At 64.1% G+C, this 24,102-nt stretch carries 22 protein-coding genes; 11 read left to right on the top strand and 11 right to left on the bottom strand.

Annotation, left to right across the window (positions count from 1 at the left end; all coding sequences use genetic code 11):
• Positions 1-100: 100 nt before the first annotated feature.
• Both ABOC32_RS01290 and ABOC32_RS01285 read right to left on the bottom strand, forming a co-directional pair.
• Positions 101-865, bottom strand: a complete 765-nt coding sequence (locus tag ABOC32_RS01290; RefSeq protein ID WP_426809889.1) for a TOBE domain-containing protein — start codon at positions 863-865, stop codon at positions 101-103.
• Positions 866-924: 59 nt separating this feature from the next.
• Positions 925-1,656: a ComF family protein gene (locus ABOC32_RS01285; RefSeq protein ID WP_426809888.1), complete on the bottom strand. Its 732-nt coding sequence runs from the start codon at positions 1,654-1,656 to the stop codon at positions 925-927.
• An 89-nt stretch (positions 1,657-1,745) separates the two neighbouring features.
• Here ABOC32_RS01285 and bioB point away from each other — a divergent pair, with 89 nt between their 5' ends.
• From bioB to ABOC32_RS01240, 9 genes are all read left to right on the top strand, one after another.
• Positions 1,746-2,804, top strand: a complete 1,059-nt coding sequence (gene bioB / locus ABOC32_RS01280) for a biotin synthase BioB (protein WP_016497669.1) — start codon at positions 1,746-1,748, stop codon at positions 2,802-2,804.
• Position 2,805: 1 nt separating this feature from the next.
• Positions 2,806-3,978, top strand: coding sequence for an 8-amino-7-oxononanoate synthase (gene bioF / locus ABOC32_RS01275; RefSeq protein WP_426809887.1), 1,173 nt, complete (start codon positions 2,806-2,808; stop codon positions 3,976-3,978).
• Entirely contained in the window at positions 3,971-4,702 is a 732-nt protein-coding gene (locus ABOC32_RS01270) for an alpha/beta fold hydrolase (protein ID WP_426809886.1), read from the top strand. The genes bioF and ABOC32_RS01270 overlap by 8 nt, the downstream gene beginning before the upstream one ends.
• Positions 4,695-5,513: a malonyl-ACP O-methyltransferase BioC gene (bioC, locus tag ABOC32_RS01265; protein ID WP_426809885.1), complete on the top strand. Its 819-nt coding sequence runs from the start codon at positions 4,695-4,697 to the stop codon at positions 5,511-5,513. The genes ABOC32_RS01270 and bioC overlap by 8 nt, the downstream gene beginning before the upstream one ends.
• Before the next feature lie 10 nt (positions 5,514-5,523).
• The gene (gene bioD, locus ABOC32_RS01260) at positions 5,524-6,204 is read left to right on the top strand and encodes a dethiobiotin synthase (protein WP_426809884.1); all 681 of its coding nucleotides are present in this window, start codon (positions 5,524-5,526) and stop codon (positions 6,202-6,204) included.
• Positions 6,205-6,442: 238 nt separating this feature from the next.
• Positions 6,443-6,739 carry a pyrroloquinoline quinone biosynthesis protein PqqE gene (locus tag ABOC32_RS01255; protein ID WP_174370944.1) on the top strand — a complete coding sequence of 99 codons (297 nt, stop codon included), beginning with the start codon at positions 6,443-6,445 and terminating at the stop codon, positions 6,737-6,739.
• A 291-nt stretch (positions 6,740-7,030) separates the two neighbouring features.
• Positions 7,031-8,836, top strand: coding sequence for a phenylacyl-CoA dehydrogenase (locus ABOC32_RS01250; protein ID WP_426809883.1), 1,806 nt, complete (start codon positions 7,031-7,033; stop codon positions 8,834-8,836).
• Between the two features lie 267 nt (positions 8,837-9,103).
• The gene (locus ABOC32_RS01245) at positions 9,104-10,387 is read left to right on the top strand and encodes a diguanylate cyclase (protein ID WP_426809882.1); all 1,284 of its coding nucleotides are present in this window, start codon (positions 9,104-9,106) and stop codon (positions 10,385-10,387) included.
• 124 nt (positions 10,388-10,511) lie between these two features.
• Positions 10,512-12,290, top strand: a complete 1,779-nt coding sequence (locus ABOC32_RS01240; RefSeq protein WP_426809881.1) for an acyl-CoA dehydrogenase C-terminal domain-containing protein — start codon at positions 10,512-10,514, stop codon at positions 12,288-12,290.
• Between the two features lie 380 nt (positions 12,291-12,670).
• Here ABOC32_RS01240 and ABOC32_RS01235 read toward each other — a convergent pair whose 3' ends face one another.
• The gene (locus tag ABOC32_RS01235; protein ID WP_016484586.1) at positions 12,671-13,594 is read right to left on the bottom strand and encodes a LysR family transcriptional regulator; all 924 of its coding nucleotides are present in this window, start codon (positions 13,592-13,594) and stop codon (positions 12,671-12,673) included.
• Between the two features lie 210 nt (positions 13,595-13,804).
• Between ABOC32_RS01235 and ABOC32_RS01230 the strand changes: the two genes are divergently transcribed.
• The gene (locus ABOC32_RS01230; protein ID WP_426809880.1) at positions 13,805-15,085 is read left to right on the top strand and encodes an aspartate aminotransferase family protein; all 1,281 of its coding nucleotides are present in this window, start codon (positions 13,805-13,807) and stop codon (positions 15,083-15,085) included.
• Positions 15,086-15,237: 152 nt separating this feature from the next.
• On the top strand, positions 15,238-15,396 hold the full coding sequence (locus ABOC32_RS01225; RefSeq protein ID WP_003177654.1) for a YqaE/Pmp3 family membrane protein: 159 nt from the start codon (positions 15,238-15,240) through the stop codon (positions 15,394-15,396).
• Positions 15,397-15,522: 126 nt separating this feature from the next.
• Here ABOC32_RS01225 and ABOC32_RS01220 read toward each other — a convergent pair whose 3' ends face one another.
• The 8 genes from ABOC32_RS01220 to ABOC32_RS01185 all read right to left on the bottom strand — a co-directional run bounded on the left by ABOC32_RS01220 (position 15,523) and on the right by ABOC32_RS01185 (position 24,088).
• Positions 15,523-17,346, bottom strand: coding sequence for a S9 family peptidase (locus tag ABOC32_RS01220; protein WP_426809879.1), 1,824 nt, complete (start codon positions 17,344-17,346; stop codon positions 15,523-15,525).
• Positions 17,312-18,472: a pyrroloquinoline quinone biosynthesis protein PqqE gene (gene pqqE, locus ABOC32_RS01215; protein WP_426809878.1), complete on the bottom strand. Its 1,161-nt coding sequence runs from the start codon at positions 18,470-18,472 to the stop codon at positions 17,312-17,314. The genes ABOC32_RS01220 and pqqE overlap by 35 nt, the downstream gene beginning before the upstream one ends.
• Positions 18,444-18,719, bottom strand: a complete 276-nt coding sequence (gene pqqD, locus ABOC32_RS01210; RefSeq protein WP_426809877.1) for a pyrroloquinoline quinone biosynthesis peptide chaperone PqqD — start codon at positions 18,717-18,719, stop codon at positions 18,444-18,446. The genes pqqE and pqqD overlap by 29 nt, the downstream gene beginning before the upstream one ends.
• Positions 18,716-19,471: a pyrroloquinoline-quinone synthase PqqC gene (gene pqqC, locus ABOC32_RS01205; protein WP_043202436.1), complete on the bottom strand. Its 756-nt coding sequence runs from the start codon at positions 19,469-19,471 to the stop codon at positions 18,716-18,718. Before pqqC ends, pqqD begins: the two co-directional genes overlap by 4 nt.
• Before the next feature lie 155 nt (positions 19,472-19,626).
• On the bottom strand, positions 19,627-20,538 hold the full coding sequence (pqqB, locus tag ABOC32_RS01200) for a pyrroloquinoline quinone biosynthesis protein PqqB (RefSeq protein WP_426809876.1): 912 nt from the start codon (positions 20,536-20,538) through the stop codon (positions 19,627-19,629).
• Positions 20,539-20,617: 79 nt separating this feature from the next.
• Positions 20,618-20,689: a pyrroloquinoline quinone precursor peptide PqqA gene (gene pqqA / locus ABOC32_RS01195; RefSeq protein WP_008365141.1), complete on the bottom strand. Its 72-nt coding sequence runs from the start codon at positions 20,687-20,689 to the stop codon at positions 20,618-20,620.
• 172 nt (positions 20,690-20,861) lie between these two features.
• Positions 20,862-23,150, bottom strand: coding sequence for a pyrroloquinoline quinone biosynthesis protein PqqF (pqqF, locus tag ABOC32_RS01190; protein ID WP_426809875.1), 2,289 nt, complete (start codon positions 23,148-23,150; stop codon positions 20,862-20,864).
• A gap of 143 nt (positions 23,151-23,293) precedes the next feature.
• Complete coding sequence (locus ABOC32_RS01185) at positions 23,294-24,088, bottom strand: carbon-nitrogen hydrolase family protein (RefSeq protein WP_426809874.1); 795 nt, start codon at positions 24,086-24,088, stop codon at positions 23,294-23,296.
• Positions 24,089-24,102: the final 14 nt, after the last annotated feature.

Below are 24,102 nucleotides of genomic sequence, written 5' to 3'. Positions count from 1 at the left end.
GCGGCTAAAGCCGCTCCCACAGGTTTTGTGCAAATGCCTCAGGCGGCGCGGTCCTTGTGGGAGCGGGTTCACCCGCGAACCGCGCTTAAGCGCGGCCAGGCTACGCAGGAACCCCAATCAACACATAAGAGGGGTGAAACTGCGCCCGCACCGAACTGCCAGCCGCCACCGATTGCCCGGCCAACCAATCCGCCTCGGCAATGGCACACAACGTCTGCCCATTACCCAACGCCAGCCGGACCTCACTGGGCCCTTCATCCTCGGCCAGTACTTCTTCCACCGTTGCGTTCATGCAGTTGCTGCCCGCTTCGGCAGCTTCCCCCTCCGCCAGCAACCGTACCCACCCCGCCTTGAGCAGCGCCACCACCATCGTCCCCAGTGTCAGCTCCAGCCGCGCGGTACTGTCGTGGGTGATCAGCGCATCGATCTCCAGCCCACCGCCCAATGCCAGGCTGACGCGGTCATACCGGCCCTCGCGGCGCAGGCCGCTGACCTGGCCCTGTAGCTGGTTGCGCGCACTGGTACGCAGCATCAGGCGCCCGAGCAGGTCGAGGTCGCTGGATTGTTCGGCGGCTTCAAGCATTTGCGCCTGCAGTGACTGCAGCCTTTGATACAGACGCAGCACCCGCTCGCCTTCCGGCGACAAACGCGCACCGCCACCGCCACGGCCACCGGTACTGCGTTCGACCAACGGCTGGCTGGCCAGGTTGTTGAGCTCGTCGATGGCATCCCAGGCGGCTTTGTAGCTGATGCCTGCGGCCTTGGCGGCGCGGGTGATCGAGCCTTGCTCGGCAACGTGCTGCAGCAGCGCGATGCGCTGGGGGCGGCGGGCAATGTGCTGGGTAAGCAGGGTGGGTAGGGGCATGGGCATTGAGTCGTTGTAGGTTAAGGTCCTGACAGTGGATTGTGGAGGACTGCGCTGGGTCATGCATACCCCGGCTTGGGCGTACGCGCCAGGCAATACACATCCACCCGCCGCGCGCCGGCCTTGCGCAGTACCTCGGCGATGGCCTGCGCGGTGGCACCGGTGGTCAATACATCATCGACAATGGCGACGTGTTTACCGGTCAGCTCACCCGAGACCGCAAACGCTTGTCGCAAATTGCGCCGCCTTGCCTTGGCATCCAGCTGTTGCTGCGCAGGCGTCTCGCGCGTGCGCAGTAGCAAGCGCTCATCGCACGGTAGCCCAAGTTGCGCAGCCAACCACCGCCCGAGCATCCCGGCCTGGTTGAACCCGCGCTCGCGCAGTCGACGGCTGGCCAGGGGCACAGGCAACAGCAGGTCAGGGCGCGGTAGCCCCTCGGCAAAGCGATGCAGCAGCCCATACCCCAGCAGTTCAGCCATCAAACGCCCCAATGGCCAATGGCGGTTGTGCTTGAAGCGGCTGACCAGCGTGTCGACCGGAAAGCCGAATTGCCATGGCGCAATCACTTGCTCGAACGGCGGCAAGTGCCGGCAGCACTGGGCGCAGGTCAGGCCAGCCATAGGCAGCGGCAGGGCGCAGCGCAGGCACTGATCGCCCAGCCAGGGCAGTTCCTGTTCGCAGGCGACGCACATCGGGTAGGCCTGCTCGGCAGGCGCGTCACACAATAAACACATCTGATCAATAAGTGAGCACTTGTAAATCAGTCTTTTCCAGTGTGGTTGACAGTTCATGGGCCTTCCGTGAGTATGCGAGCTATCCGTGATGCGCTTGTGGGCTTTTCTGTCCCAGCGCCAGAAACAGCCTAAACAAGGAAACGCCGATGAGCGCCAGCACAACTGCAACAACACGTCACGACTGGTCCCTGGCCGAGGTCAAGGCGCTGTTCCAGCAACCGTTCAATGACTTGCTGTTCCAGGCGCAAACTGTGCACCGCGCGCATTTCGACCCTAACCGGGTACAGGTTTCGACCCTGCTGTCGATCAAGACCGGCGCCTGCCCGGAAGATTGCAAATATTGCCCACAGTCCGGCCACTACAACACCGGGCTGGAAAAACAGAAGCTGATGGAAGTGCAGAAGGTGCTGGAAGAGGCTGCCCGCGCCAAAGCCATCGGTTCCACCCGCTTTTGCATGGGCGCGGCGTGGAAGCATCCGTCGGCCAAAGACATGCCCTACGTGCTGGAGATGGTCAAAGGGGTGAAGGCCATGGGCCTGGAAACCTGCATGACCCTCGGCAAGCTCGACCAGGAGCAGACCGCAGCCCTGGCCCAGGCTGGCCTGGACTACTACAACCACAACCTCGACACCTCGCCGGAGTTCTACGGCAGCATCATCACCACCCGCACCTACAGCGAGCGCCTGCAAACCCTGGCCTACGTACGCGATGCCGGGATGAAGATCTGCTCCGGCGGCATCCTGGGCATGGGCGAGTCGCTGGACGACCGCGCCGGCCTGCTGATCCAGCTGGCCAACCTGCCCGAGCACCCGGAGTCGGTGCCGATCAACATGCTGGTCAAGGTTGCCGGCACGCCGCTGGCCGAGGAAGAGGACGTCGACCCGTTCGACTTCATCCGCATGCTGGCCGTGGCCCGCCTGCTGATGCCCAAGTCGCATGTGCGCCTGTCCGCCGGCCGCGAGCAGATGAACGAGCAAATGCAGGCCCTGGCGTTCATGGCGGGTGCCAACTCGATCTTCTACGGTGAAAAACTGCTGACCACCGCCAACCCGCAGGCCGACAAGGACATGCAATTGTTCGCACGCCTGGGCATCAAGCCCGAAGCGCGTGAAGAGCACGCCGACGAAGTGCATCAGGCGGCCATCGAGCAGGCGCTGGTCGAACAGCGCAGCAGCGAGATGTTCTACAACGCTGCATCGGCCTGACATGGCCTTCGACCTGGCGGCGCGCCTGGCCGAACGGCGCGCCGCAGACCTGTATCGGCAGCGGCCACTGCTGGAGAGCCCGCAAGGGCCGGAAGTGGTGGTCGACGGCCAGCGGTTGCTGGCCTTCTGCAGCAATGACTACCTGGGCCTGGCCAATCACCCCGAAGTCATCGCCGCCTGGCAGGCCGGCGCCGAGCGCTGGGGTGTCGGTGGCGGTGCCTCGCACCTGGTGGTCGGCCACAGCACGCCGCACCACCAGGTTGAAGAAGCGCTGGCCGAACTCACTGGCCGCCCGCGTGCGTTGCTCTTCTCCACGGGCTACATGGCCAACCTGGGCGCCATCACCGCGCTGGTGGGGCAGGGCGATACCGTGCTGCAAGACCGCCTGAACCACGCCTCGCTGCTGGATGGCGGGCTGCTCAGCGGTGCCCGCTTCAACCGCTACCTGCACAACGACGCCGCCAGCCTGGCCAGCCGCCTGGACAAGGCCGTTGGCAATACACTGGTGGTCACCGATGGCGTGTTCAGCATGGACGGTGACCTGGCCGACCTGCCGGCACTGGCCGATGTCGCCCGCGCTCGCGGTGCCTGGCTGATGGTAGATGACGCCCACGGCCTGGGCACACTCGGCGTACAGGGCGGCGGCATCGTCGAGCACTTCGGCCTGGGGGTGGATGAGGTCCCGGTGCTGATCGGCACGCTGGGCAAGGCATGCGGTACCGCGGGTGCCTTTGTTGCCGGCAGCGAAGAGCTGATCGAGGCGCTGGTGCAGTTCGCCCGCCCCTATATCTACACCACCAGCCAGCCACCGGCGCTGGCCTGCGCCACGCTCAAGAGCCTGGAACTGTTGCGCCGCGAAACCTGGCGCCGCGAGCACCTGGCGGCGTTGATTCGCCAGTTCCGCGAAGGCGCCCAGCAGATCGGTCTGGAGTTGATGGACAGCCCGACGCCGATCCAGCCGATCATGATCGGCGACAGCGCAAAGGCTTTGCGCCTGTCGCGCATGCTGCGCGAGCGCGGCTTGCTGGTGACGGCCATCCGCCCACCCACCGTGCCGGCGGGCAGCGCACGCCTGCGGGTAACCCTGAGCGCCGCGCACAGCGAGGCACAGGTGCAGCTATTGTTGAATGCATTGGCCGAGTGTTATCCACAGTTGGAGAACGCCGATGCGTAATCGTCTTGTATTGCTGCCCGGCTGGGGCCTGGGCACTGCTTCACTGGAGCCGCTGGCAGCCAGCCTGCGCGCCCAGGATGCCCGCTTGCAGGTAGAGCTGATGCCCTTGCCGGAACTGGCCGACAGCGATGTTCAGGCCTGGGTCGACCACCTTGACCGCAAGCTGCCGAGCGATGTGTGGTTGGGTGGCTGGTCGCTGGGCGGCATGCTGGCCAGCGCACTGGCGCACAAGCGCGGTGACCATTGCTGTGGCCTGCTGACCCTGGCCAGCAACCCCAGTTTCGTGGTTCGACCCGACTGGCCCCACGGCATGCCCGAAGACACCTTCGGCACCTTCCTCGACGGCTGCCGCAGCCATACCCAGGTCACCCTCAAGCGCTTCCGTACCTTGTGCAGTGATGGCGCCCAGCAGCCACGCACGTTGCTGCGCCAACTGGGTGTCGGCGTGCCGGACACCGACCCACTGTACCTGGCCACCGGGCTTGAGGTGCTGGCCAAGCTGGACACCCGCGAAGCCCTGCAGGCATACGCCGGCCCGCAATTGCACCTGTTCGCCGGCAGCGATGCGCTGGTGCCGGCAGAGGCAGCCAAGGCGTTGAGCGAGCTGCTGCCCGATGTGGAAGTGGGCCTGGTCGAAGACAGTTCCCACGCGTTCCTGCTGGAGTACCCGCAGGAGTTGGCGGCGGGCATCAAGAGTTTCCTGCATGAGAGTGGCGATGACTGACCTTTCCCGTCCGACCCTGCCCGGCGCCTTGCCCGACAAACGCCAGGTGGCGGCTTCGTTCTCCCGCGCCGCGGCCAGCTACGACAGCGTGGCGGCCTTGCAGCGCGCCGTAGGCCTGAACCTGCTGGAGCAGTTGCCGGCCGGCTTGCAACCTTCGCACTGGCTGGACCTGGGCAGCGGCACCGGCCATTTCAGCCGAAAGCTGGCCGAGTGTTTCGCACAGGCCAGCGGTGTGGCAGTGGACATTGCCGAAGGCATGCTGCGCCACGCGCGGCATGAACAAGGTGGCGCGCACTACCACGTGGCCGGTGACGCCGAGCGCTTGCCGCTGCGTGATGCCAGTGTCGACCTTGTGTTTACCAGCCTGGCCGTGCAGTGGTGCGACCAGTTCGCCAGCGTGCTGGCCGAGGCATTGCGGGTACTGCGCCCGGGTGGCGTGCTGGCTTTCAGCAGCCTGTGCGTGGGTACCCTCGACGAGTTGCGTGCCAGCTGGCAGGCCGTGGATGGCCTGGTGCATGTGAACCGCTTCCGCCGGTTCGAGGATTACCAGCGCCTGTGTGCCGGCAGCGGCTTTGAACAACTTGCGCTGCAGCGCTGCCCGCATGTGCTGCACTACCCGGATGTACGCAGCCTGACCCATGAGCTGAAGGCGCTGGGCGCGCACAACCTCAACCCGGGCCGCCCCTCGGGCCTCACTGGCCGGGCCCGCATGCAGGGCCTGTTGCAGGCCTACGAAGCATTTCGCCAGCCCGAGGGGCTGCCAGCCACCTATCAGGTGGTCTATGGTGTGTTGCGCAAGCCACAGGCGTAAGGGGAGCGAGATGAGTCAGGCCTATTTCATTGCCGGTACCGATACCGATGTCGGCAAGACCACCATCGCCGCCGGGCTTTTGCATGCGGCGCGCTTGCAGGGTATGAGCACGCTGGGTGCCAAGCCGGTGGCCTCCGGCTGCACGATGACACCAAAAGGCTTGCGCAACAGCGATGCCCAGGCGCTGATCGACGAAAGCACGATCAAGCTGCCCTATGAGCAGGCCAACCCGTTTGCCTTCGAGCCTGCCATTGCCCCGCATGTGGCAGCGCGTGAGGCGGGTGTGACGCTTTCCGTTGCAGAGCTGCTGGCCGCGATGCGCAATGTGCTGCAACAAAATGCCGATTTCACCCTGGTCGAAGGGGCGGGTGGCTGGCGTGTGCCGCTGTCGGGCCTGGAAAACCTGTCTGACCTTGCCGTTGCTTTGCAACTGCCGGTGATTCTGGTGGTGGGGGTGCGGTTGGGTTGCATCAGCCATGCCTTGCTCAGTGCCGAGGCGATCGAGCGGGATGGGCTGCAATTGGCCGGGTGGGTGGCAAACATCATCGAGCCCCGTACTTCGCGTCTTGAAGAGAACCTGGCCAGCCTGGCAGAGCGCTTGCCGGCGCCGTGCCTGGGGCGGGTGCCCAAACTGAAGCAGGCCAGTGCCGACATGGTGGCTGAGCATTTGCAGCTGGATCTGCTGGATTAGCTTTTCCAGGCCCGGCCCTTTCGCGGGCAAGCCCGCTCCCACAGAGACCGCACATTACCTGAACCTCGCACATAACCTGTGGGAGCGGGCTTGCCCGCGAAGAGGCCGGTGCAGGAATAGCAGGAATACCCAAGGCCTATCAACTGGCACCGAGCCATTAGGGATTTAAACGGGCCTTTTCGCGCCCGGCCTGCTTTAATTGGGGTTGTTCGTCATCCAGCGTCAATGGAGTCCTGACATGGAAATCACCGGTAGCTCCGCGTATTACGCGGGCCTGAGCGCAATTCAAACCGGCCAGAACCGCGTGGATCAGGCCGCCGGCCAGATCGCCAACACCACGGCCGAACGTACTGCCACCAGCCAGTCCAGCGATTTTCAGGCTGAACGCCTGCGCGCAGTAGACCGCAGCCAGCAGATGGACCTGGCCACCAGCACCGTGCAAATGGCCGTGGGCAAAACCGAAGTCGAGCTTGGCGCAAAGGTGGTCAAGGCATCCGACGAAATGCTCGGCCGGATCATCGACACCTACGCCTGACAGGTCACCCCCCTCAAATCAAACACAGCCCCCTGTGGGAGCGGGCGTGCCCGCGAATGCGTCAGGTCAGGCACCTCTATTGTCTGGCCGGGCCCTTTCGCGGGCACGCCCGCTCCCACAGAGGCTGCGGTTTTCCTGGGTGTGGCGTAAACGCCATTTTTCGTGGCGCAAATGGCACCATAGTCCCTCCTTGACATAAGCCGGAGCTAAACGTAAGTTTCAAACAACTGTTTGATAGACGGCCGCCAAGAGCTGGTCACCCCCACAGAACTCACCCAGAGGTTCATCGCAATGCCTGATTACAAAGCCCCCTTGCGTGATATCCGCTTCGTTCGCGACGAACTGCTTGGCTATGAGGCGCACTATCAGAGCCTGCCGGGCTGCCAGGACGCCACGCCCGACATGGTCGACGCGATCCTCGAAGAAGGCGCGAAGTTCTGTGAGCAGGTGCTGTCGCCGCTGAACCGTGTGGGTGACCAGGAAGGCTGCACCTGGAGCGAATCGGGCGTTAAAACCCCGACGGGCTTCAAAGCGGCCTACGAGCAGTTCGTCGAAGGCGGCTGGCCAAGCCTGGCCCATGACGTCGAGCATGGCGGCCAAGGCCTGCCAGAATCGCTGGGCCTGGCCCTGAGCGAAATGGTCGGCGGTTCGAACTGGTCGTGGGGCATGTACCCAGGCCTGTCGCATGGCGCGATGAACACCATTTCTGCGCATGGCACTGCCGAGCAGCAGCACACCTACCTGACCAAACTGGTGTCCGGTGAGTGGACCGGCACCATGTGCCTGACCGAGCCGCACTGCGGCACCGACCTGGGCATGCTGCGCACCAAGGCCGAGCCTCAGGCCGACGGCAGCTACAAAGTGTCGGGCACCAAGATCTTCATTTCGGCTGGTGAGCACGACATGGCCGGCAACATCGTCCATATCGTCCTGGCCCGCCTGCCGGACGCACCGGCCGGTACCAAAGGTATTTCGCTGTTCATCGTGCCGAAGTTCCTGCCCAACGCCGAAGGCGGTGTGGGTGAGCGCAACGGCGTGAGCTGCGGCTCCATCGAACACAAGATGGGCATTCACGGTAACGCCACCTGCGTGATGAACTTCGATGCAGCCACCGGCTACCTGATCGGCCCGGCCAACAAAGGCCTGAACTGCATGTTCACCTTCATGAACACTGCTCGCCTGGGTACCGCGCTGCAAGGCCTGGCCCACGCTGAAGTGGCGTTCCAGGGTGGCCTGAAGTACGCCCGCGAGCGCTTGCAGATGCGCTCCCTGACCGGCCCGAAAGCACCGGACAAGGCTGCTGACCCGATCATCGTCCACCCGGACGTGCGCCGCATGCTGCTGACCATGAAAGCCTTCGCCGAAGGCAACCGCGCGATGGTGTACTTCACCGCCAAGCAGGTGGACATCGTCAAGTACAGCCAGGACGAGGAAGAACGCAAAAAGGCTGATGCCCTGCTGGCGTTCCTGACCCCGATCGCCAAGGCGTTCATGACCGAAGTCGGTTTCGAAGCCGCCAACCACGGCGTGCAGATATACGGCGGCCACGGCTTCATCGCCGAGTGGGGCATGGAGCAGAACGTGCGCGACAGCCGTATCTCCATGCTGTACGAAGGCACCACCGGCATCCAGGCCCTCGACCTGCTCGGCCGTAAAGTGCTGATGACCCAGGGCGAGGCCCTGAAAGGCTTCACCAAGTTCGTGCACAAGTTCTGCCAGGCGCAGGAAGGCAATGAAGCGGTCAAGGAGTTCGTCGAACCGCTGGCGGCCATCAACAAGGAGTGGGGCGAGCTGACCATGAAAGTGGGCATGGCCGCCATGAAGGACCGCGAAGAAGTGGGTGCGGCCTCGGTGGATTACCTGATGTACTCCGGCTACGCCTGCCTGGCCTACTTCTGGGCCGACATCGCCCGCCTGGCGGCCGAGAAGCTGGCAGCCGGCACCAGCGAAGAGGCGTTCTACACCGCCAAGCTGCAGACTGCGCGCTTCTACTTCCAGCGCATCCTGCCGCGTACCCGTACCCATGTGGCAACCATGCTGTCGGGTGCCAACAACCTGATGGCGATGGACGAAGAGCACTTCGGCCTGTCGTACTGATTCACCCGCTGCACCCAAAACCCGCCTGCCCTCACCGGTAGGCGGGTTTTTTCATTCTGCAGCCGGATGCCTATCCCTTGTAGGAGCAGCCTTGTGCTGCGAAGAGGCCATAACTGCCAAAGAAAACCTTCTGTCATACCGGCCCTTTCGCAGCACAAGGCTGCTCCTACAGGGACCGCGTCGGAACTGAAATTCAACTGTTCATGTGCGCTGCCGATGAAGTAAGGGCACAATGCCACTATTGATCTGCCGGGTTGGAGATTACCCTTGTTTCGTCTTAACGCTGTTCGCGCAAGCCACTTCCTGCCTTCGCTGATCTTGTTGCTGGCAGGGCTCGCCGCAGCCTATGTGAGAGACCTCAGTGTCTTTTTCACATCGCTGTTCAACGTCCTGCCCACCCTGGTGCTGTTGCTGGGCGGTGCCTACTGCGCGGTGTACCGCCGCCAGCGTGAGCTGTTCATGATGCTCACGGTGTACATCGCCTACTACCTGCTCGACACCCAGACTGATTTTTACCGTGACCACGGCCGCGTGCGCGAGGACGCGGCCGTGACCTTCCACCTGGTATGCCTGCTGCTGCCCGCCCTGTTCGGCCTGTACGGCGCCTGGCAGGAACGCACCCACCTGCTGCAGGACATGGTCGCCCGCGGCGCCGTGCTGTTCGCGGTGGGCAGCGTGGCGGTAGCCCTCGAACAAAGCTACCCCGAAGTGCTGCTGACCTGGCTGGCGGAGATCCGCTGGCCAACCTTGCATGGCCAGTGGATGAGCCTGATCCAGATGGTCTACCCCTTGTTCCTCGGCGTGTTCATCTTGCTGGTGGTGCAATACCTGCGCGCACCGCGGCCGCTGCACGCCGCGTTGATAACCGGCCTGTTGGGCATTTTCTGGATGCTGCCGCAAACCTTCATCCTGCCGTTCACCCTGAACATCATGTGCAGCCAGGTGATGTTGATGATCGCCGCAGCGGTTGCGCACGAGGCCTACCAGATGGCCTTCCGTGACGAACTGACCGGGCTGCCGGGGCGCCGTGCGCTGAATGAGCGCATGCAGCGCCTGGGGCGCAACTACGTGATCGCCATGACCGATGTCGACCACTTCAAGAAATTCAACGATACCCACGGGCACGACGTGGGCGACCAGGTGTTGCGCCTGGTGGCCAGCCGCTTGTCCAAGGTGACTGGCGGTGGCCGCGCGTACCGATATGGCGGCGAGGAGTTCGCCCTTGTGTTCGCCGGCAAGACGGCCGAAGAGTGTGTGCCCCACGTGGAGGCCGTGCGTGAGGTGATCGCCAACTATGTGATGCACTTGCGCGACCAGAGCAGCCGCCCACAGGACGATACCAGTGGGCGCCAGCGCCGGGCGGGCAACAGCGGCGGGACGGTGTCGGTCACCATCAGCATCGGGGTGGCCGAGCGCCAGGTTGACCACCGTAACCCCGAGGCGGTGCTGAAATCCGCTGACCAGGCGCTGTACAGCGCCAAAGGCGCAGGGCGCAATTGTGTCATGGTGTATGGGCAACAATCGCAGCGAGGTGCAGTGCGGACGGTGTGACCGAACAAGACTGTATGGTCAGGTGATGACCCTATGTCTCGTAAAAGTTGTTCGGTTACACTGCCAGTAACCCCAGTGTCGCGGTTCCCCGAGACCGCCCCGACCCGACTAGCGAGAGGTTGTCATGGCTGACTATAAAGCGCCCCTGCGCGACATGCGCTTCGTACTGAATGAAGTCTTCAACGTGGCCGAGCAGTGGGCGCAGTTGCCCGGGCTGGCTGAGGTAGTCGATGCCGACACGGCCATGGCCGTGCTGGAAGAAGCCGGCAAGGTCACCGCCAAGACCATCGCGCCGCTCAGCCGCGCCGCCGATGAAGAAGGCTGCCACTGGGACAACGGTGCGGTACGCACACCGGCCGGTTTCATCGAGGCCTACAACACCTACGCCGAAGGCGGCTGGGTAGGCGTGGGCGGCGACCCGCTGTTCGGCGGCATGGGCATGCCCAAGGCCATCTCGGCCCAGGTCGAGGAAATGGTCAACGCCTCCAGCCTGGCCTTCGGCCTGTACCCGATGCTGACCGCCGGCGCCTGCCTGTCGATCAACGCCCACGCCAGCGAAGCGCTGAAGGACAAGTACCTGCCGAACATGTACGCCGGCGTGTGGGCAGGTTCGATGTGCCTGACCGAGCCGCATGCCGGTACCGACCTGGGCATCATCCGCACCAAGGCCGAGCCCCAGGCCGACGGCAGCTACAAGGTCAGCGGCACCAAGATCTTCATCACCGGTGGCGAGCACGACCTGACCGAGAACATCATTCACCTGGTGCTGGCCAAGCTGCCTGATGCACCGGCAGGGGCGAAAGGCATTTCGCTGTTCCTGGTGCCGAAGTTCCTGGTCAACGAAGACGGCAGCCTGGGTGCGCGCAACCCTGCTACTTGCGGCTCGATCGAGCACAAGATGGGCATCCAGGCCTCGGCTACTTGTGTGATGAACTTCGACGAGGCCGTCGGCTACATCGTCGGTGAGCCGAACAAGGGCCTGGCGGCCATGTTCACCATGATGAACTACGAGCGCCTGGGCGTTGGCATCCAGGGCCTGGCCTCGGCCGAGCGCTCCTACCAGAACGCCGTGGAATACGCCCGCGACCGCCTGCAGAGCCGCGCCCCGACCGGCCCGCAAGCGAAGGAAAAAGCCGCCGACCCGATCATCGTCCACCCGGACGTGCGCCGCATGCTGCTGACCATGAAGGCGCAGATCGAGGGTGGCCGCGCCTTTTCCACCTATGTCGCGATGCAGCTGGACAGCGCCAAGTACAGCGAAGACGCCGCCGTGCGCAAGCGCAGCGAAGAGCTGGTGGCCCTGCTGACACCGGTGGCCAAGGCGTTCCTCACCGACCTGGGGCTGGAGAGCACGGTGCACGGCCAGCAGGTATTCGGTGGGCACGGTTACATCCGTGAGTGGGGGCAGGAGCAACTGGTGCGTGATGTGCGCATTACGCAGATCTACGAAGGCACCAACGGCATCCAGGCCCTCGACCTGATGGGGCGCAAGGTGGTGGCCAGCGGTGGCGCGTACTACCGGTTGTTCTCCGATGAAATTCGCCAGTTCATTGCCGGCGCGGGTGGCGAGCTGGGCGAATTTGCCAAGCCGTTGGCGGCCAGCCTCGACCAGCTCGACGGGCTGACCGAGTGGGTGCTGGAACAGGCCAAGGCCAACCCGAATGAGATCGGCGCGGCGTCGGTCGAGTACCTGCATGCCTTTGGTTATGTGGCCTATGCCTACATGTGGGCACTGATGGCGCGGGCGGCCCAGGCCGGTGAGGGGGACGAGGCGTTCTACTCGGGCAAGCTGGGGACGGCGCGGTTCTACTTTGCACGGTTGCTGCCACGGGTGGATTCGCTGGTGGCTTCGGTGAAGGCGGGGAGCGAGTCGCTTTACCTGCTGGATGCTGAGCAGTTCTGACGGTTTTCGGGGGGCTGCTGCGCAGCCCATCGCCGGCAAGCCAGCTCCCACAGGTAATGCACAAGCCTTGAGGGTTGTGGAGTTCCTGTGGGAGCTGGCTTGCCGGCGATTGGGCCGGTACAGGCAACACATTACCCAGATTTGGTAATGAATCCCCTTTGTAAGCTTTTTCCTACACGACGTGGTGACTTTTCACCACTGTTCTCAGATTGGATCCACGGTTAATCTTTACCACATGGACGTTGCGCAGGAAGCGCAAAGGACAGATCAAGGACGACGACGAAGGACCACCTGCCAGGACGGCGGGGCGATACGGATGTCACAGGGAAACAGTCTGGGAAACCCCGCTTCGGCGGGGTTTTCTTTGTGCGCGTGTTTTTTCAGGCCAGCACATCCAGCGGCGACGCCCCCAACAGGCGGGCGTCCGTCTCTTCCTCCAGCAGCGTGCGCAGCAGCTCCACAGAGGCCTGCTGGCGCTGTGCATCGCGGAACACCAGGCCAACCTTCAGCGGCACCCGCGGCTCGCTCAGCGGCTTCCACAGCAGCCCCTGATCATCCTCGGCGGCTTCCTTGGCCCGGCCCGGCAGAATGGTCGCCAGTGCCGTGTGCGCCAGGCTGTCGAGAATCCCCGCCATGTTGTTCATCTCTGCCTGCACGTGTGGCCGTCGGCCCTGGCTGGCCAGCTGCGCCTGCCAGATCTGGCGGATCTGGAACTCCTCGCCCAGCATCAGCATGGGCAACTCGGCGGCCTGGCGGATGGACACCTTCTTGAAATCCTTCAGCGGGTGGGTATCTGGGATTACCAGCTGCAGTTCGTCTTCGTACAGCAGCAGGCCATGCAGCCCAGGCTGGCGCGGTGGCAGGTAGCTGATGCCGATGTCCAGGCTGCCGTTGAGCAGCCGCCGTTCGATCTCCAGCCCCGACAACTCGTAGATCTGCACGACCAGGTGCGGCTGTGCCTTGCGCAGCCGTTCGAGCAGCTGCGGCACCAGGCTTGGCCGCACGGTCTGCAACACGCCGATAGCCAAGGTGCGCAGCGACTGGCCCTTGAAGTTGCGCATGGCCTCGTGGGCGCGCTGCAGGCCATCGAGCAATGGCAAGGCGTGGTTGTACAGGGTGTGGGCAGCCAGGGTGGGCAGCAGGCGCTTGTTGCTGCGCTCGAACAGGCTCAGGTCGAGGCTGTGTTCCAGCTGGCGGATCTGCTGGGAGAGGGCCGGCTGGGACAGCGACAGGCGCTCGGCGGCACGGCCCACGTGGCCTTCTTCGTACACCGCGACGAAATAACGCAGTTGGCGGAAATCCATAAGTAACACTTATCGAAAATGCTGGAAAAACGAAATGGTCGAAAACCCTCGCGAAGCCTAGTCTATCGCCGTATTCCAACGGGTTACAGCGATCATTGGGTCGATTGTTACCCCGGATGAAAAACACTTTTGATAGGCAAGGCAAAATATCGAGTGCCGGCACCAAGACCGCACCGTAGCCGCCCTTTACCGTGATTGGTTGGAGCCCTGATGAACCTGTTCAACCTGCGCCGCTCGGCCCCTGCCGCTGTCGCCGAGCCCAAGCGTGCGCCGGTGATCGTGCCGCACGCTGATGAGTTGTCGCGTGATCGCCTGATGCCCAGCGCCGAACGGGCAGCGCAGGTGTTCGTGCGTGGTCAGGGCTCCTGGTTGTGGGACAACGAAGGGCGTGCCTATCTGGACTTTACCCAGGGTGGCGCGGTCAACAGCCTGGGCCATAGCCCCAGCGTGCTGGTGAAAGCGCTGGGCAACCAGGCCCAGGCGCTGATCAACCCGGGCTCGGGCTTCCACAGCCGTGGCCTGCTGGGTTTGGTCAACCGCCTGTGCCAGAGTACCGGCAGCGAACAGGCCTACCTGCTGAACAGCGGTGCGGAAGCCTGTGAAGGTGCGATCAAACTGGCGCGCAAGTGGGGCCAGCTGCACCGCAACGGCGCCTACCACATCATCACTGCCAGCCAGGCCTGCCACGGCCGCAGCCTGGGCGCGCTGTCGGCGTCCGACCCGCTGCCATGCAACCGCTGCGAGCCTGGCCTGCCGGGCTTCAGCAAGGTGCCGTTCAACGACCTGGCCGCTCTGCATGCCGCCGTGGATTCGCGCACCGTGGCCATCATGCTTGAGCCCATCCAGGGCGAGGCGGGTGTCATCCCCGCCACGCAGGAATACCTCAAGGGCGTGGAAACACTGTGCCGTGAACTGGGCATCCTGCTGATCCTCGATGAGGTGCAGACCGGTATTGGCCGCTGTGGCGCACTGTTGGCCGAGGAGTTGTATGGCGTGCGCGCCGACATCATCACCCTGGGCAAGGGCCTGGGCGGCGGTGTGCCACTGGCTGCCTTGCTCGCCCGGGGCACGGCATGCTGCGCCGAGCCCGGCGAACTGGAAGGCAGCCACCATGGCAATGCGCTGATGTGCGCTGCGGGCCTGGCCGTGCTGGACACCGTGCTGGAGCCTGGCTTCTTCGCCCAGGTGCAGGACAACGGCCGCCACCTGCGCGAAGGCCTGAGCCGCCTGGCCGGGCGCTATGGCCAGGGTGAGGTGCGCGGGCAGGGCCTGCTGTGGGCGCTGCAACTGAAAGAAAACCTGGCCAAAGAGCTGGTGGCAGCGGCACTGCACGAAGGCCTGCTGCTGAATGCACCGCAAGCGGATGTGGTGCGTTTTTCGCCAGCGCTGAGCGTAAGCAAGGGCAACATCGATGAGATGTTGCTGCGCCTGGCCCGCGCCTTTGCCCGCCTGCATGCCCAGCAGCAGGCCCGCCGCGAAGTCCCGGCGTAGCTGTTTGGCAAGACCGAGAATTCTACGAACCGTCTGGCGTTCCTGCGCATCGCCCCTGGCCTGTTTCATTCGGCCCGGGGCGTTTTTTTTTGCCTGTGGAACCTCTGTGGCGGGCGGCTAGTCTTTGATGTAACCCTTCAGGAGAGACTCGCATGGACTTTATTCGCATCATCATCGCCATTCTTCTGCCACCGCTGGGTGTGTTTCTGCAGGTGGGGTTTGGCGGGGCGTTCTGGCTGAATATTCTGTTGACCTTGCTGGGTTACATTCCGGGGATCGTGCACGCGGTGTACATCATCGCCAAGCGGTAAGCGGCGAACACGGTCCCTGTAGGAGCAGCCTTGTGCTGCGAAGAGGCCATTACAGGCGCAGCAAATGCGCGGCCTGTGACGGCCCTTTCGCAGCACAAGGCTGCTCCTACAAAGGGCTAGCTCGGCTTACTGCGACAACACCCGGCAATAGAATTTCCACTCTTCTTCCAGCGCGTGCGCCAGGTTCTCCGCCTTGCGGAACCCATGCCGCTCCCCCGCATAGAAGTGCCCCTCAGCCTCGATACCGTTAGCCTGCAACGCCGCCAGCATGGCGCGTGTCTGCTCCGGCACCACTACAGCATCCAGCTCACCCTGAAAGAAAATCACCGGCACCTTGATCTGCCCTGCGTGCAGCAGCGGCGTGCGCTGGCGGTAGCGCTCGGCATCCTGCTGCGGGTCGCCGATCAGCCAGTCCAGGTAATCGCCTTCGAACTTGTGGGTGGCACGGCCCAGGGCAACCGGGTCGCTGACCCCGTACAGGCTGGCGCCGGCGCGGAACACGTCATGGAACGCCAGGGCGCACAGGGTGGTGTAGCCACCGGCGCTGCCGCCGCGGACGAACGCCTTGTGCTTGTCGACCAGGCCTTGAGCAGCCAGGTATTCGACCGCCGCGCAGGCGTCGGCCACATCGCTCTCGCCCCAGCGCAGGTGCAGTGCCTGGCGGTATTCCCGGCCATAGCCGGTGCTGCCCCGGTAGTTCAGGTCGGCCACGGCAAAGCCGCGTTGGGTCCAGTACTGGATGCGAGGGTCTAGCACGGGGTAGCAGGCCGACGTCGGCCCGCCGTGGATGAACACCACCAGTGGTGCGGCGCCTTTTGCCTGCGCTGGAGGGTAGAAGAAACCATGGGCCTGCTCGCCGTCGCTGCCATAGTGGATCGACTGCGGCAGGCTGATCTGCTCTGCCGGCAGCATCTCGGCACCACCGGCCAGCACGCGTACCTCGTGGTTGATGCGGTCGATGGCGATCACGGCCGGCGGGCTGATGGGCGAGGCGGCAATGGCATACAGGTGTTCGCTGTCCATGGTCAGGCTGCGAAAGCGTGTGTAGGCACTGGCGAAACGCTCCATGCGGCCATCTTCATGACGCAGCCCCAGTTGCCCGAAGCCGTCTTTGAACCAGCTGGCCAGGTAGCTTTGTGGGCCCAGCGCCAACCAGGTACAGGTGCCCAATTGCCAAGGCGCAGCCGCGTGGTCCGCAGGCCCGGCAGGCAACGCCTGCCAGTGGCCATCGACTTCACCCCAGGGTTGCCAGAAGCCATTGCGGTCGGACAGGCAGTAGAGCCGGCCTTCGGCATCGAAGCGTGGCTGTTGCAGCGATTCATCATCGTTGGCCACGCACTGCGCGGGTCCCCAGTGGCCACTGCTGTCGCGTATGCGGCACATCAATCGGGTGAGGGTCCAGGACTGTGCCGGGCGGTCCCACTCGATCCACGCCAGGCGCATGCCATCGGCACTCACCGTGGGTGAGGCGTAAAAATCGGCGCCCTCGGCGAGCACCTCGCGGCTGCTTTCAGCCAAAGCGACCAGGCGATGCTCCACCTGCTCGGCATGGCGTTCCTCGACAGCCAGCACCTGGCCATCGTGCCACTGCACATCGCCGTAGCGGCAACTGGCATCCTGGGTCAGCGCACGCGGTTGCGAATCGTCCAGCGGCTGGGTGTAGACCTGCTGGTCCTTTTCGTTGACGAACACCAGCCCGTCGCCACCCAGGCAGAAGCTGCCACCGCCATACTCGTAGACCCGGCTGCGCACACTGAAGCCATCCGGGGTCAGGCAGCGGGCCTGGTGGTACAGCCAGTGCCAGACACGGCAGGCACCGTCGGCGGGGCGAAATTCGACCCAGAACAGCCCGTCGGCACTGACTTTGAGTTCGGCGAAGTCGGTACCGGCGGCAACTGCCTGGGCCGCGCTGAATTCAGCCGCGGGCGATGACACGGGAGTTTCGATCATTGCGGAAAGTCATCTGTTCAATGGCGAGCTGGGCGGTTTCCGCCTCCTCGCGGGCCTTGAGGATGATGCCATGCTCGGCCGACTTGGCGCACACCGGGTCGGCGTTGCTGGCATCGCCGGTCAGCATGAAGGCCTGGCAGCGACAGCCGCCGAAGTCCTTTTCTTTTTCGTCACAGGAGCGGCACGGTTCGCGCATCCATTCATAACCACGGAAGCGGTTGAAGCCAAACGACTCATACCAGATATGGTGCAGGTCGTGGTCGCGTACATTGGGGAACTGCACGGGCAACTGGCGGGCGCCGTGGCAGGGCAGCGCGGTGCCGTCCGGGGTAATGGTGAGGAACAGGTTGCCCCAGCCATTCATGCAGGCTTTGGGGCGCTCTTCGTAGTAGTCCGGGGTGACGAAGATCAGCTTGCACGGGTTGCCCTCGGCCTTGAGCTTCGCCCGGTATTCGTTGGTGATGCGCTCGGCCCGCTCCAGCTGCGCACGGGTTGGCAGCAGCCCCAGGCGGTTGAGGTGCGCCCAGCCGTAGAACTGGCAGGTGGCAAGCTCGACAAAGTCGGCTTCCAGGGCAATGCACAGCTCGATGATGCGGTCGGTCTTGTCGATGTTGTGCCGATGGGTGACGAAGTTGAGCACCATCGGGTAGCCGTGGGCCTTTACCGCACGGGCCATCTCCAGCTTTTGCGCAAAGGCCTTCTTCGAGCCGGCCAGCAGGTTGTTGACCTGCTCGTCACTGGCCTGGAAGCTGATCTGGATATGGTCCAGGCCGGCCTTCTTGAAGTCGGCGATGCGCGCTTCGGTCAGGCCGATGCCCGAGGTAATCAGGTTGGTGTAGTACCCCAGCCGGCGGGCTTCGCCGATCAGCTCGGCAAGGTCCTGGCGCACCAGCGGTTCACCGCCGGAAAAGCCGATTTGTGCCGCGCCCATTTCCCGCGCTTCGGCCATGACCTTGAACCACTGTTCGGTGCTCAGCTCTTGGCCCTGGGCGGCAAAGTCCAGCGGGTTGGAGCAGTATGGGCACTGCAGCGGGCAGCGGTAGGTCAGCTCGGCCAGCAGCCACAGCGGCAGGCCGACCGCAGGCGTTGGCGGCAACTCAGGCGAGGACGATCCAGTGTTCGGCACGGGCCACCTCCATGAACTGCTCGATGTCGTCGGCTACTTCCGGGGCATCGGGGAATTGCTGTTCGAGTTCGCTGATGATCGCTGCCACGTCACGCTGGCCGTCGATCAGGCCACCGATCAGGCTGGCGCTTTCGTTGAGCTTGATCATGCCTTCGGGGTACAGCAACACATGGCCCTTTTGCGCCGGCTCGTACTGGAAGCGGTAGCCGGGGCGCCAGCTCGGCACTTGATTGCGATCAAGACTCATAGGGTGATTCCCTTGTGCCACACCCGGTCCTGGGTGACGGAGTGATAAGGCGGGCGGTTCAGCTCGTAGGCCATGCTCATGGCGTCGAGCATGCTCCAGAGGATATCCAGCTTGAACTGAAGTATCTCCAGCATACGCTCCTGGCCCGCGCGGGTGGTGTAGTGCTGCAGGGTAATCGCCAGGCCGTGTTCCACGTCACGCCGGGCCTGGCCCAGGCGGGTGCGGAAGTACGCGTAGCCGGCCGGGTCGATCCACGGGTAATGCTGTGGCCAGCTGTCCAGCCGCGACTGGTGGATTTGCGGGGCAAACAGTTCGGTCAGCGAGCTGCTGGCGGCTTCCTGCCAGCTGGCGCGGCGGGCGAAGTTGACGTAGGCATCCACCGCAAAGCGTACGCCGGGCAGTACCAGCTCCTGGGAACGCAGCTGGTCCGGGTCGAGGCCGACGGCCTGGCCCAGGCGCAGCCAGGCTTCGATGCCGCCGTCCTCGCCGGGTGCGCCGTCGTGGTCGAGCAGGCGCTGGATCCACTCGCGGCGTACTTCGCGGTCCGGGCAGTTGGCCAGGATCGCGGCATCCTTCATCGGGATGTTGACCTGGTAATAGAAGCGGTTGGCTACCCAGCCCTGGATCTGCTCGCGGGTAGCGCGCCCCTGGTACATCGCCACGTGGTACGGGTGATGGATGTGGTAGTAGGCGCCCTTGGCGCGCAGGGCCTGCTCGAATTCGGCAGGGGACATTGGCAGTGCGTCGCTCATTCGGCTGGCTCCTGTAAAGCTGAGTCTCGGCTCGATCCCTGTGGGAGCGGGTTTACCCGCGAACACCGGCAGAGCCGGTGCCATACACCGTGTTGGATTCTTCGCGGGTGAACCCGCTCCCACAGGGGTGCTGTGTTGCTTGTGCGCTCTCGGTGTTACAACTCGATGCTCATGCCATCGAAGGCCACTTCCACACCGCGGCGCAGGACTTCGGCGCGCTCGGGGGAGTCTTCATCGAGAATCGGGTTGGTGTTGTTGATGTGGATAAGTACCTTGCGCTGGCGCGGGAAGCCGTCGAGCACTTCCAGCATGCCGCCTGGGCCGTTCTGGGCCAGGTGACCCATCTCGCGGCCGGTGCGGGTGCCCACGCCACGGCGCTGCATCTCGTCGTCTTCCCACAGCGTGCCGTCGACCAGCAGGCAGTCGGCACCGTGCATCATCGCCAGCAGCTTTTCGTCTACCTGGCCCAGGCCCGGGGCGTAGAACAGCTTGCCGCCGGTGCAGGTGTCTTCGACCATCAAACCCAGGTTATCGCCCGGGTGCGGGTCGAAGCGGTGCGGGGAGTAGGGCGGCGCGGCGCTGCGCAGCGGGAACGGGGTGAAGCGCAAGTTGGGGCAGGCGTCGATCACGAAGCTGCCTTCCAGCTCGATGCGGTTCCACTGCAGGCCACCGTTCCAATGGCTGAGCATGTTGAACAGCGGGAAACCGGTGGTGAGGTCCTGGTGGACCATGTCGGTGCACCACACCTGGTGCGGGCAACCCTCGCGCAGGCTGAGCAGGCCGGTGGTGTGGTCGATCTGGCTGTCCAGCAGGACAATGGCGTTGATGCCGGTGTCGCGCAGCGCCCGGGCCGGCTGCATCGGCGCAAAGGCCTGGAGCTGGGCGCGGATGTCGGGCGAGGCATTGCACAGTACCCAGTGCACGCCGTCGTCGGACAGGGCGATGGACGACTGGGTGCGCGCCGTGGCCCGGAGGGTGCCGTCACGGTAGCCCTTGCAGTTGACGCAGTTGCAGTTCCACTGCGGGAACCCGCCACCGGCGGCGGAGCCGAGAACCTGGATGTACATGGCCACTCTCTATGCAAAAAACCGTGTCGTAAAAACGAAAACGCCCCGGCGGGCCGAGGCGTTGAGGCGCAAGCCTGGCTTAGCGGCTTGCGAAGTACATGGTGACTTCGAAGCCGATACGCAGGTCAGTGTAAGCAGGTTTGGTCCACATGGGATTACTCCTTCCGGATGAGGGTTGGGTTGCTCAGCTACTACTTGGGTACCGCCAATGCGTGGACAGTTCCCTGAAACTGGGATTGCGCTATCTTACAAGAAAATTTTGTACCGAAAGGTTAATTATTCGAAAAGCGCCGTTGCGTATGGCGTAACAATCGGTACGTTGCTCACTGCCATGAAGGGATTGGCGCGGCAGCGTTGGCCAAGCAGAGCCAAGGGCAATCCTTGTCGAGCAGGGTGCCCAGCAGCTGGTCCAGATCCGTCTGCCGCGTCTTCAAGATAGCCCTGCGCAGCGCATCCAGCGTACCGGGTTGTGTAGCCAGGTGTGTCTGCCATGCCCATTCAGCCACGTCGGCGTTGGCCATGGCGGGTTCGTCGAATTGCCCGGCCAAGGCCAGGCGAGCGCCCGGATCCAGCGTGATGCCTTGCCTCAGCAGGGTAAGCAGGTGGTCGAGGATCTGCGCCTGGCGGGTCTGTGGCGACTGCACCCCGAACAACAGGCCGCCGACACCCTCGACCTGACGAAAGGTACTGAATACCGCGTAGCCGAGTTGCAGCTCCACCCGCAGCCGCTGGTAAACCGGCCCTTGCAGCAATTGTGCGAGCAGGCGGCCGCTGGCTTCGCTGGCCGCAGGGAGCGGACAGAACAGCAGCAGTGCATGTTCACTGCCCGGTACTTCGGCGTGCTGCCAACGACGTGTGGTCCATGTGGGCGGGGGGCCAGGTAACGCGCCTTGCCCAGGGCAGTGCTGTAACGCAGTGCCCAAAGCGCTTAGCGCAACATCGTCGAAACCCGTGGCAAGGCCATGCCAGTGTGCGTGCTGCCACAGGCTGTCGAGTTGCGACTGCGTCGGCATGCCGGCAGGCGCACTTGTGGGGTGGGCGCCCAGTACCGCGTCGGGCAGTTGCTTGAGCAAGGCCCTGATGGGGATCAGTGGCGGTGGCGTCGCCGTGTTGGGCTGCCAGCAACTGGCTGTCGGCTTGATCATCAGTGCCAGGGCCTGCTCCACAGCCCGAAGCACTGCTGCCGGTTGCCCGGCGCAGCGCAATTGCCAGTATTCGCCAACGGCACTGAACTGCAGTTGCACCGACGCGCGCTCGCAGCGCTCCTGCAGTGGGGCGAGCGCCTGTTCCAGCACGCCCTGCAAGCGCTGGCGGAAGGGCGAAGGCAGGTGCCAGCGCAGGTAAAGTGCGGCGTACTGACGAGCACCAGGAAGCAGGCTGCTGGTCTTCAGGGCCGCCGGCAGCGGTTGCGCTGGGGCATTGGGTAAATCTGCCATTAGCAAGGGGTCGATTGGGGGCAGTTGCCATTGCCCATGCGCGTGGCCTGGCAGGCCTTTCAGCAGCGCGCCCAGGGCCTGCAGGCCTTGCGCATCCAGGTTGGCGAACGGCTGGCCGGTGCTGTCCCGGCGGGCCAGCTCAAGCGCGCCGGCGCTGCGTTCGCGGCTGCGTTGCAGCAGGCCGAATTCGTGGTTCACCTGCTCAAGGTGGGCCTGGCGAATGAAGCTGAACCAACCTTGCAGCAGGGCATCTGCTTCGTCCGGGTTGGCGTCTGCGCTCAGTTGCAGGTCAATGTGCCAAAGTACCTGCCCGGCGAAGGCGTACAGCACCTCGGCCTTGAAGCTTTGCAGCCATCCACGTTGGCGAAGCGCATCCAGCCAGGTACCTGGGCGGTTGTCGCCGAGGCAACTGATCAGTAATTCCAGGGCCTGCTCGGCACCTGCCGGGAGCCTTTCGTGGGTGAAGACCCGGCGTGCGTTCGTTGGCGACAGCGGCGGTGCCAGCGCTTGTGGCACCTGCCTGCCCGTTGAGAACAGGCTGGCATGCTGCCTGGCCAACTGTTCCAGCTCATCCAGCGGCTGTGGGCCACACAGGCTCAAAGTCATCTGGCCGCCCTGGTAATACCGTTGGTGAAAGCCTTCGAGGGCTTGCTGGAAGGCCGGGTCCTGCAAGGCCAGGGTGTGCCGGTTACCAGCGTGAAAAGCGCCTAGCGGATGGCCCGGCGACACGGATTGCAGCAAGGCGAACTGCTGCTGAGCCTGCGGGTTGCGCGACCAGGCAATGAACTCGGCGTGGATCACTTCGCGTTCGCGGCGTTGGCGCTCGATGCCCAGATCCGGTTCGGCCAGCATCTGGCACAGGCGCTCCAGGCCTCCGGCCAAGGCATTGGGCTGGACTTCGAAGAAAAAATCGGTGGCGCGTTCCCGGGTGCTGGCGTTGACCTGGCCACCGAGGGCCTGCACGTAGCGCATCAGGCCATCGTCCAGGGGGAAGCGCGCGGTGCCGAGGAAGAACAGGTGTTCGAGGAAGTGGGCCAGGCCGGGCCATTTGCCCGGTGCGTCGTGGCTGCCCGCATGCACCCGCAAGGCGGCTGCCGAGCGCTTCAGGCGCGGGGCGTGGCGCAGGGTGAGCTGCAGGCCGTTGACGAGGGTGAGGTGGCGGGTGGCGGGTGGCATGGGGGCTCCAGTTGCTGTTATCCATCCTAACCCATTTGTTTCCAGGCCCGGCCTCTTCGCGGGCACGCCCGCTCCCACAGGTACTGTGGGATCTGCAGATCGACGTCAATCCTGTGGGAGCGGGCATGCCCGCGAAAGGGCCGTCAGCTTTTACGCAGGTGCAGGTCCTGGCGCAGGTCAGTCAGGTAAGGAAATGCCTGCCGCCCCTGCACAATCCGTTCATGTTCCAGCTCCGCCAGCAGCAGGCATTCATCCTGCCCGCCCATGGCCAGCAGGCTGCCGTCCGGGGCGATGATGCTGCTCTGCCCGCAATACTGGATCTCGTCTTCCGAGCCGCAATAATTGGCATACACCAGGTAGCACTGGTTTTCCTGCGCCCGTGCCCTCACGGTCACCTGGCAGACGAAGTCGTACGGGGCCATGTTCGCCGTCGGCACCAGGATCAGTTCGGCACCGCCCAGCGCCAGGCGTCGGGTGTTCTCCGGGAACTCGATGTCGTAACAGATCAGCAGGCCGACTTTCCAACCGTCCAGTTCCACCACCGGGAAGTGGTCGGCGCCGGCGCTGAACATCGCGCGGTCCAGCTCACCGAACAGGTGGGTCTTGCGGTAGTTGCTCAGGCTGCGGCCGTGCGCATCGATCAACTGCACACTGTTGTAGATCGCCCCGTCATCGCCACGCTCGGGGTAGCCATAGACGATAGCGATGCGGTGCGCCTGGGCGATCTCCACCACGTCCATCGCCGCCTGGCCATCGTTGGCTTCAGCCAGCCGTTCGACCTGGGCCAGGCCGATGTTGTAACCGGTCAGGAACATTTCCGGGCACACCAGCAACTGTGCGCCGCGTTCGGCTGCCTGCTGCGCCTGATGGCGCAGCCGTTGCAGGTTGCCGGGCACGTCCAGTGGCTTGGGGGCGCCCTGGAACAGAGCAATGCGCATGGTGCCTCCTTGGG

Origin of the sequence: Pseudomonas sp. WOUb67, from assembly GCF_050058005.1 — a bacterium.
Taxonomy (GTDB): domain Bacteria; phylum Pseudomonadota; class Gammaproteobacteria; order Pseudomonadales; family Pseudomonadaceae; genus Aquipseudomonas; species Aquipseudomonas putida_R.
Note: the sequence above shows the minus strand (reverse complement) of the source record. Positions and strands in the feature narration are given on the sequence as shown.

Excerpts from the sequence above, each read along its gene's own strand:
- ABOC32_RS01250 (WP_426809883.1), top strand. The coding sequence starts at position 7,031 with ATGCCTGATTACAAAGCCCCCTTGCGTGATATCCGCTTCGTTCGCGAC.
- ABOC32_RS01185 (WP_426809874.1), bottom strand. The coding sequence starts at position 24,088 with ATGCGCATTGCTCTGTTCCAGGGCGCCCCCAAGCCACTGGACGTGCCC.
- ABOC32_RS01235 (WP_016484586.1), bottom strand. The coding sequence starts at position 13,594 with ATGGATTTCCGCCAACTGCGTTATTTCGTCGCGGTGTACGAAGAAGGC.
- bioF (WP_426809887.1), top strand. The coding sequence starts at position 2,806 with ATGGCCTTCGACCTGGCGGCGCGCCTGGCCGAACGGCGCGCCGCAGAC.
- ABOC32_RS01270 (WP_426809886.1), top strand. The coding sequence starts at position 3,971 with ATGCGTAATCGTCTTGTATTGCTGCCCGGCTGGGGCCTGGGCACTGCT.
- ABOC32_RS01290 (WP_426809889.1), bottom strand. The coding sequence starts at position 865 with ATGCCCCTACCCACCCTGCTTACCCAGCACATTGCCCGCCGCCCCCAG.
- pqqF (WP_426809875.1), bottom strand. The coding sequence starts at position 23,150 with ATGCCACCCGCCACCCGCCACCTCACCCTCGTCAACGGCCTGCAGCTC.
- ABOC32_RS01225 (WP_003177654.1), top strand. The coding sequence starts at position 15,238 with ATGGACTTTATTCGCATCATCATCGCCATTCTTCTGCCACCGCTGGGT.
- ABOC32_RS01255 (WP_174370944.1), top strand. The coding sequence starts at position 6,443 with ATGGAAATCACCGGTAGCTCCGCGTATTACGCGGGCCTGAGCGCAATT.
- bioC (WP_426809885.1), top strand. The coding sequence starts at position 4,695 with ATGACTGACCTTTCCCGTCCGACCCTGCCCGGCGCCTTGCCCGACAAA.
- pqqC (WP_043202436.1), bottom strand. The coding sequence starts at position 19,471 with ATGAGCGACGCACTGCCAATGTCCCCTGCCGAATTCGAGCAGGCCCTG.
- ABOC32_RS01285 (WP_426809888.1), bottom strand. The coding sequence starts at position 1,656 with ATGAACTGTCAACCACACTGGAAAAGACTGATTTACAAGTGCTCACTT.
- bioB (WP_016497669.1), top strand. The coding sequence starts at position 1,746 with ATGAGCGCCAGCACAACTGCAACAACACGTCACGACTGGTCCCTGGCC.
- ABOC32_RS01230 (WP_426809880.1), top strand. The coding sequence starts at position 13,805 with ATGAACCTGTTCAACCTGCGCCGCTCGGCCCCTGCCGCTGTCGCCGAG.
- pqqD (WP_426809877.1), bottom strand. The coding sequence starts at position 18,719 with ATGAGTCTTGATCGCAATCAAGTGCCGAGCTGGCGCCCCGGCTACCGC.
- bioD (WP_426809884.1), top strand. The coding sequence starts at position 5,524 with ATGAGTCAGGCCTATTTCATTGCCGGTACCGATACCGATGTCGGCAAG.
- ABOC32_RS01220 (WP_426809879.1), bottom strand. The coding sequence starts at position 17,346 with ATGATCGAAACTCCCGTGTCATCGCCCGCGGCTGAATTCAGCGCGGCC.
- ABOC32_RS01240 (WP_426809881.1), top strand. The coding sequence starts at position 10,512 with ATGGCTGACTATAAAGCGCCCCTGCGCGACATGCGCTTCGTACTGAAT.
- pqqB (WP_426809876.1), bottom strand. The coding sequence starts at position 20,538 with ATGTACATCCAGGTTCTCGGCTCCGCCGCCGGTGGCGGGTTCCCGCAG.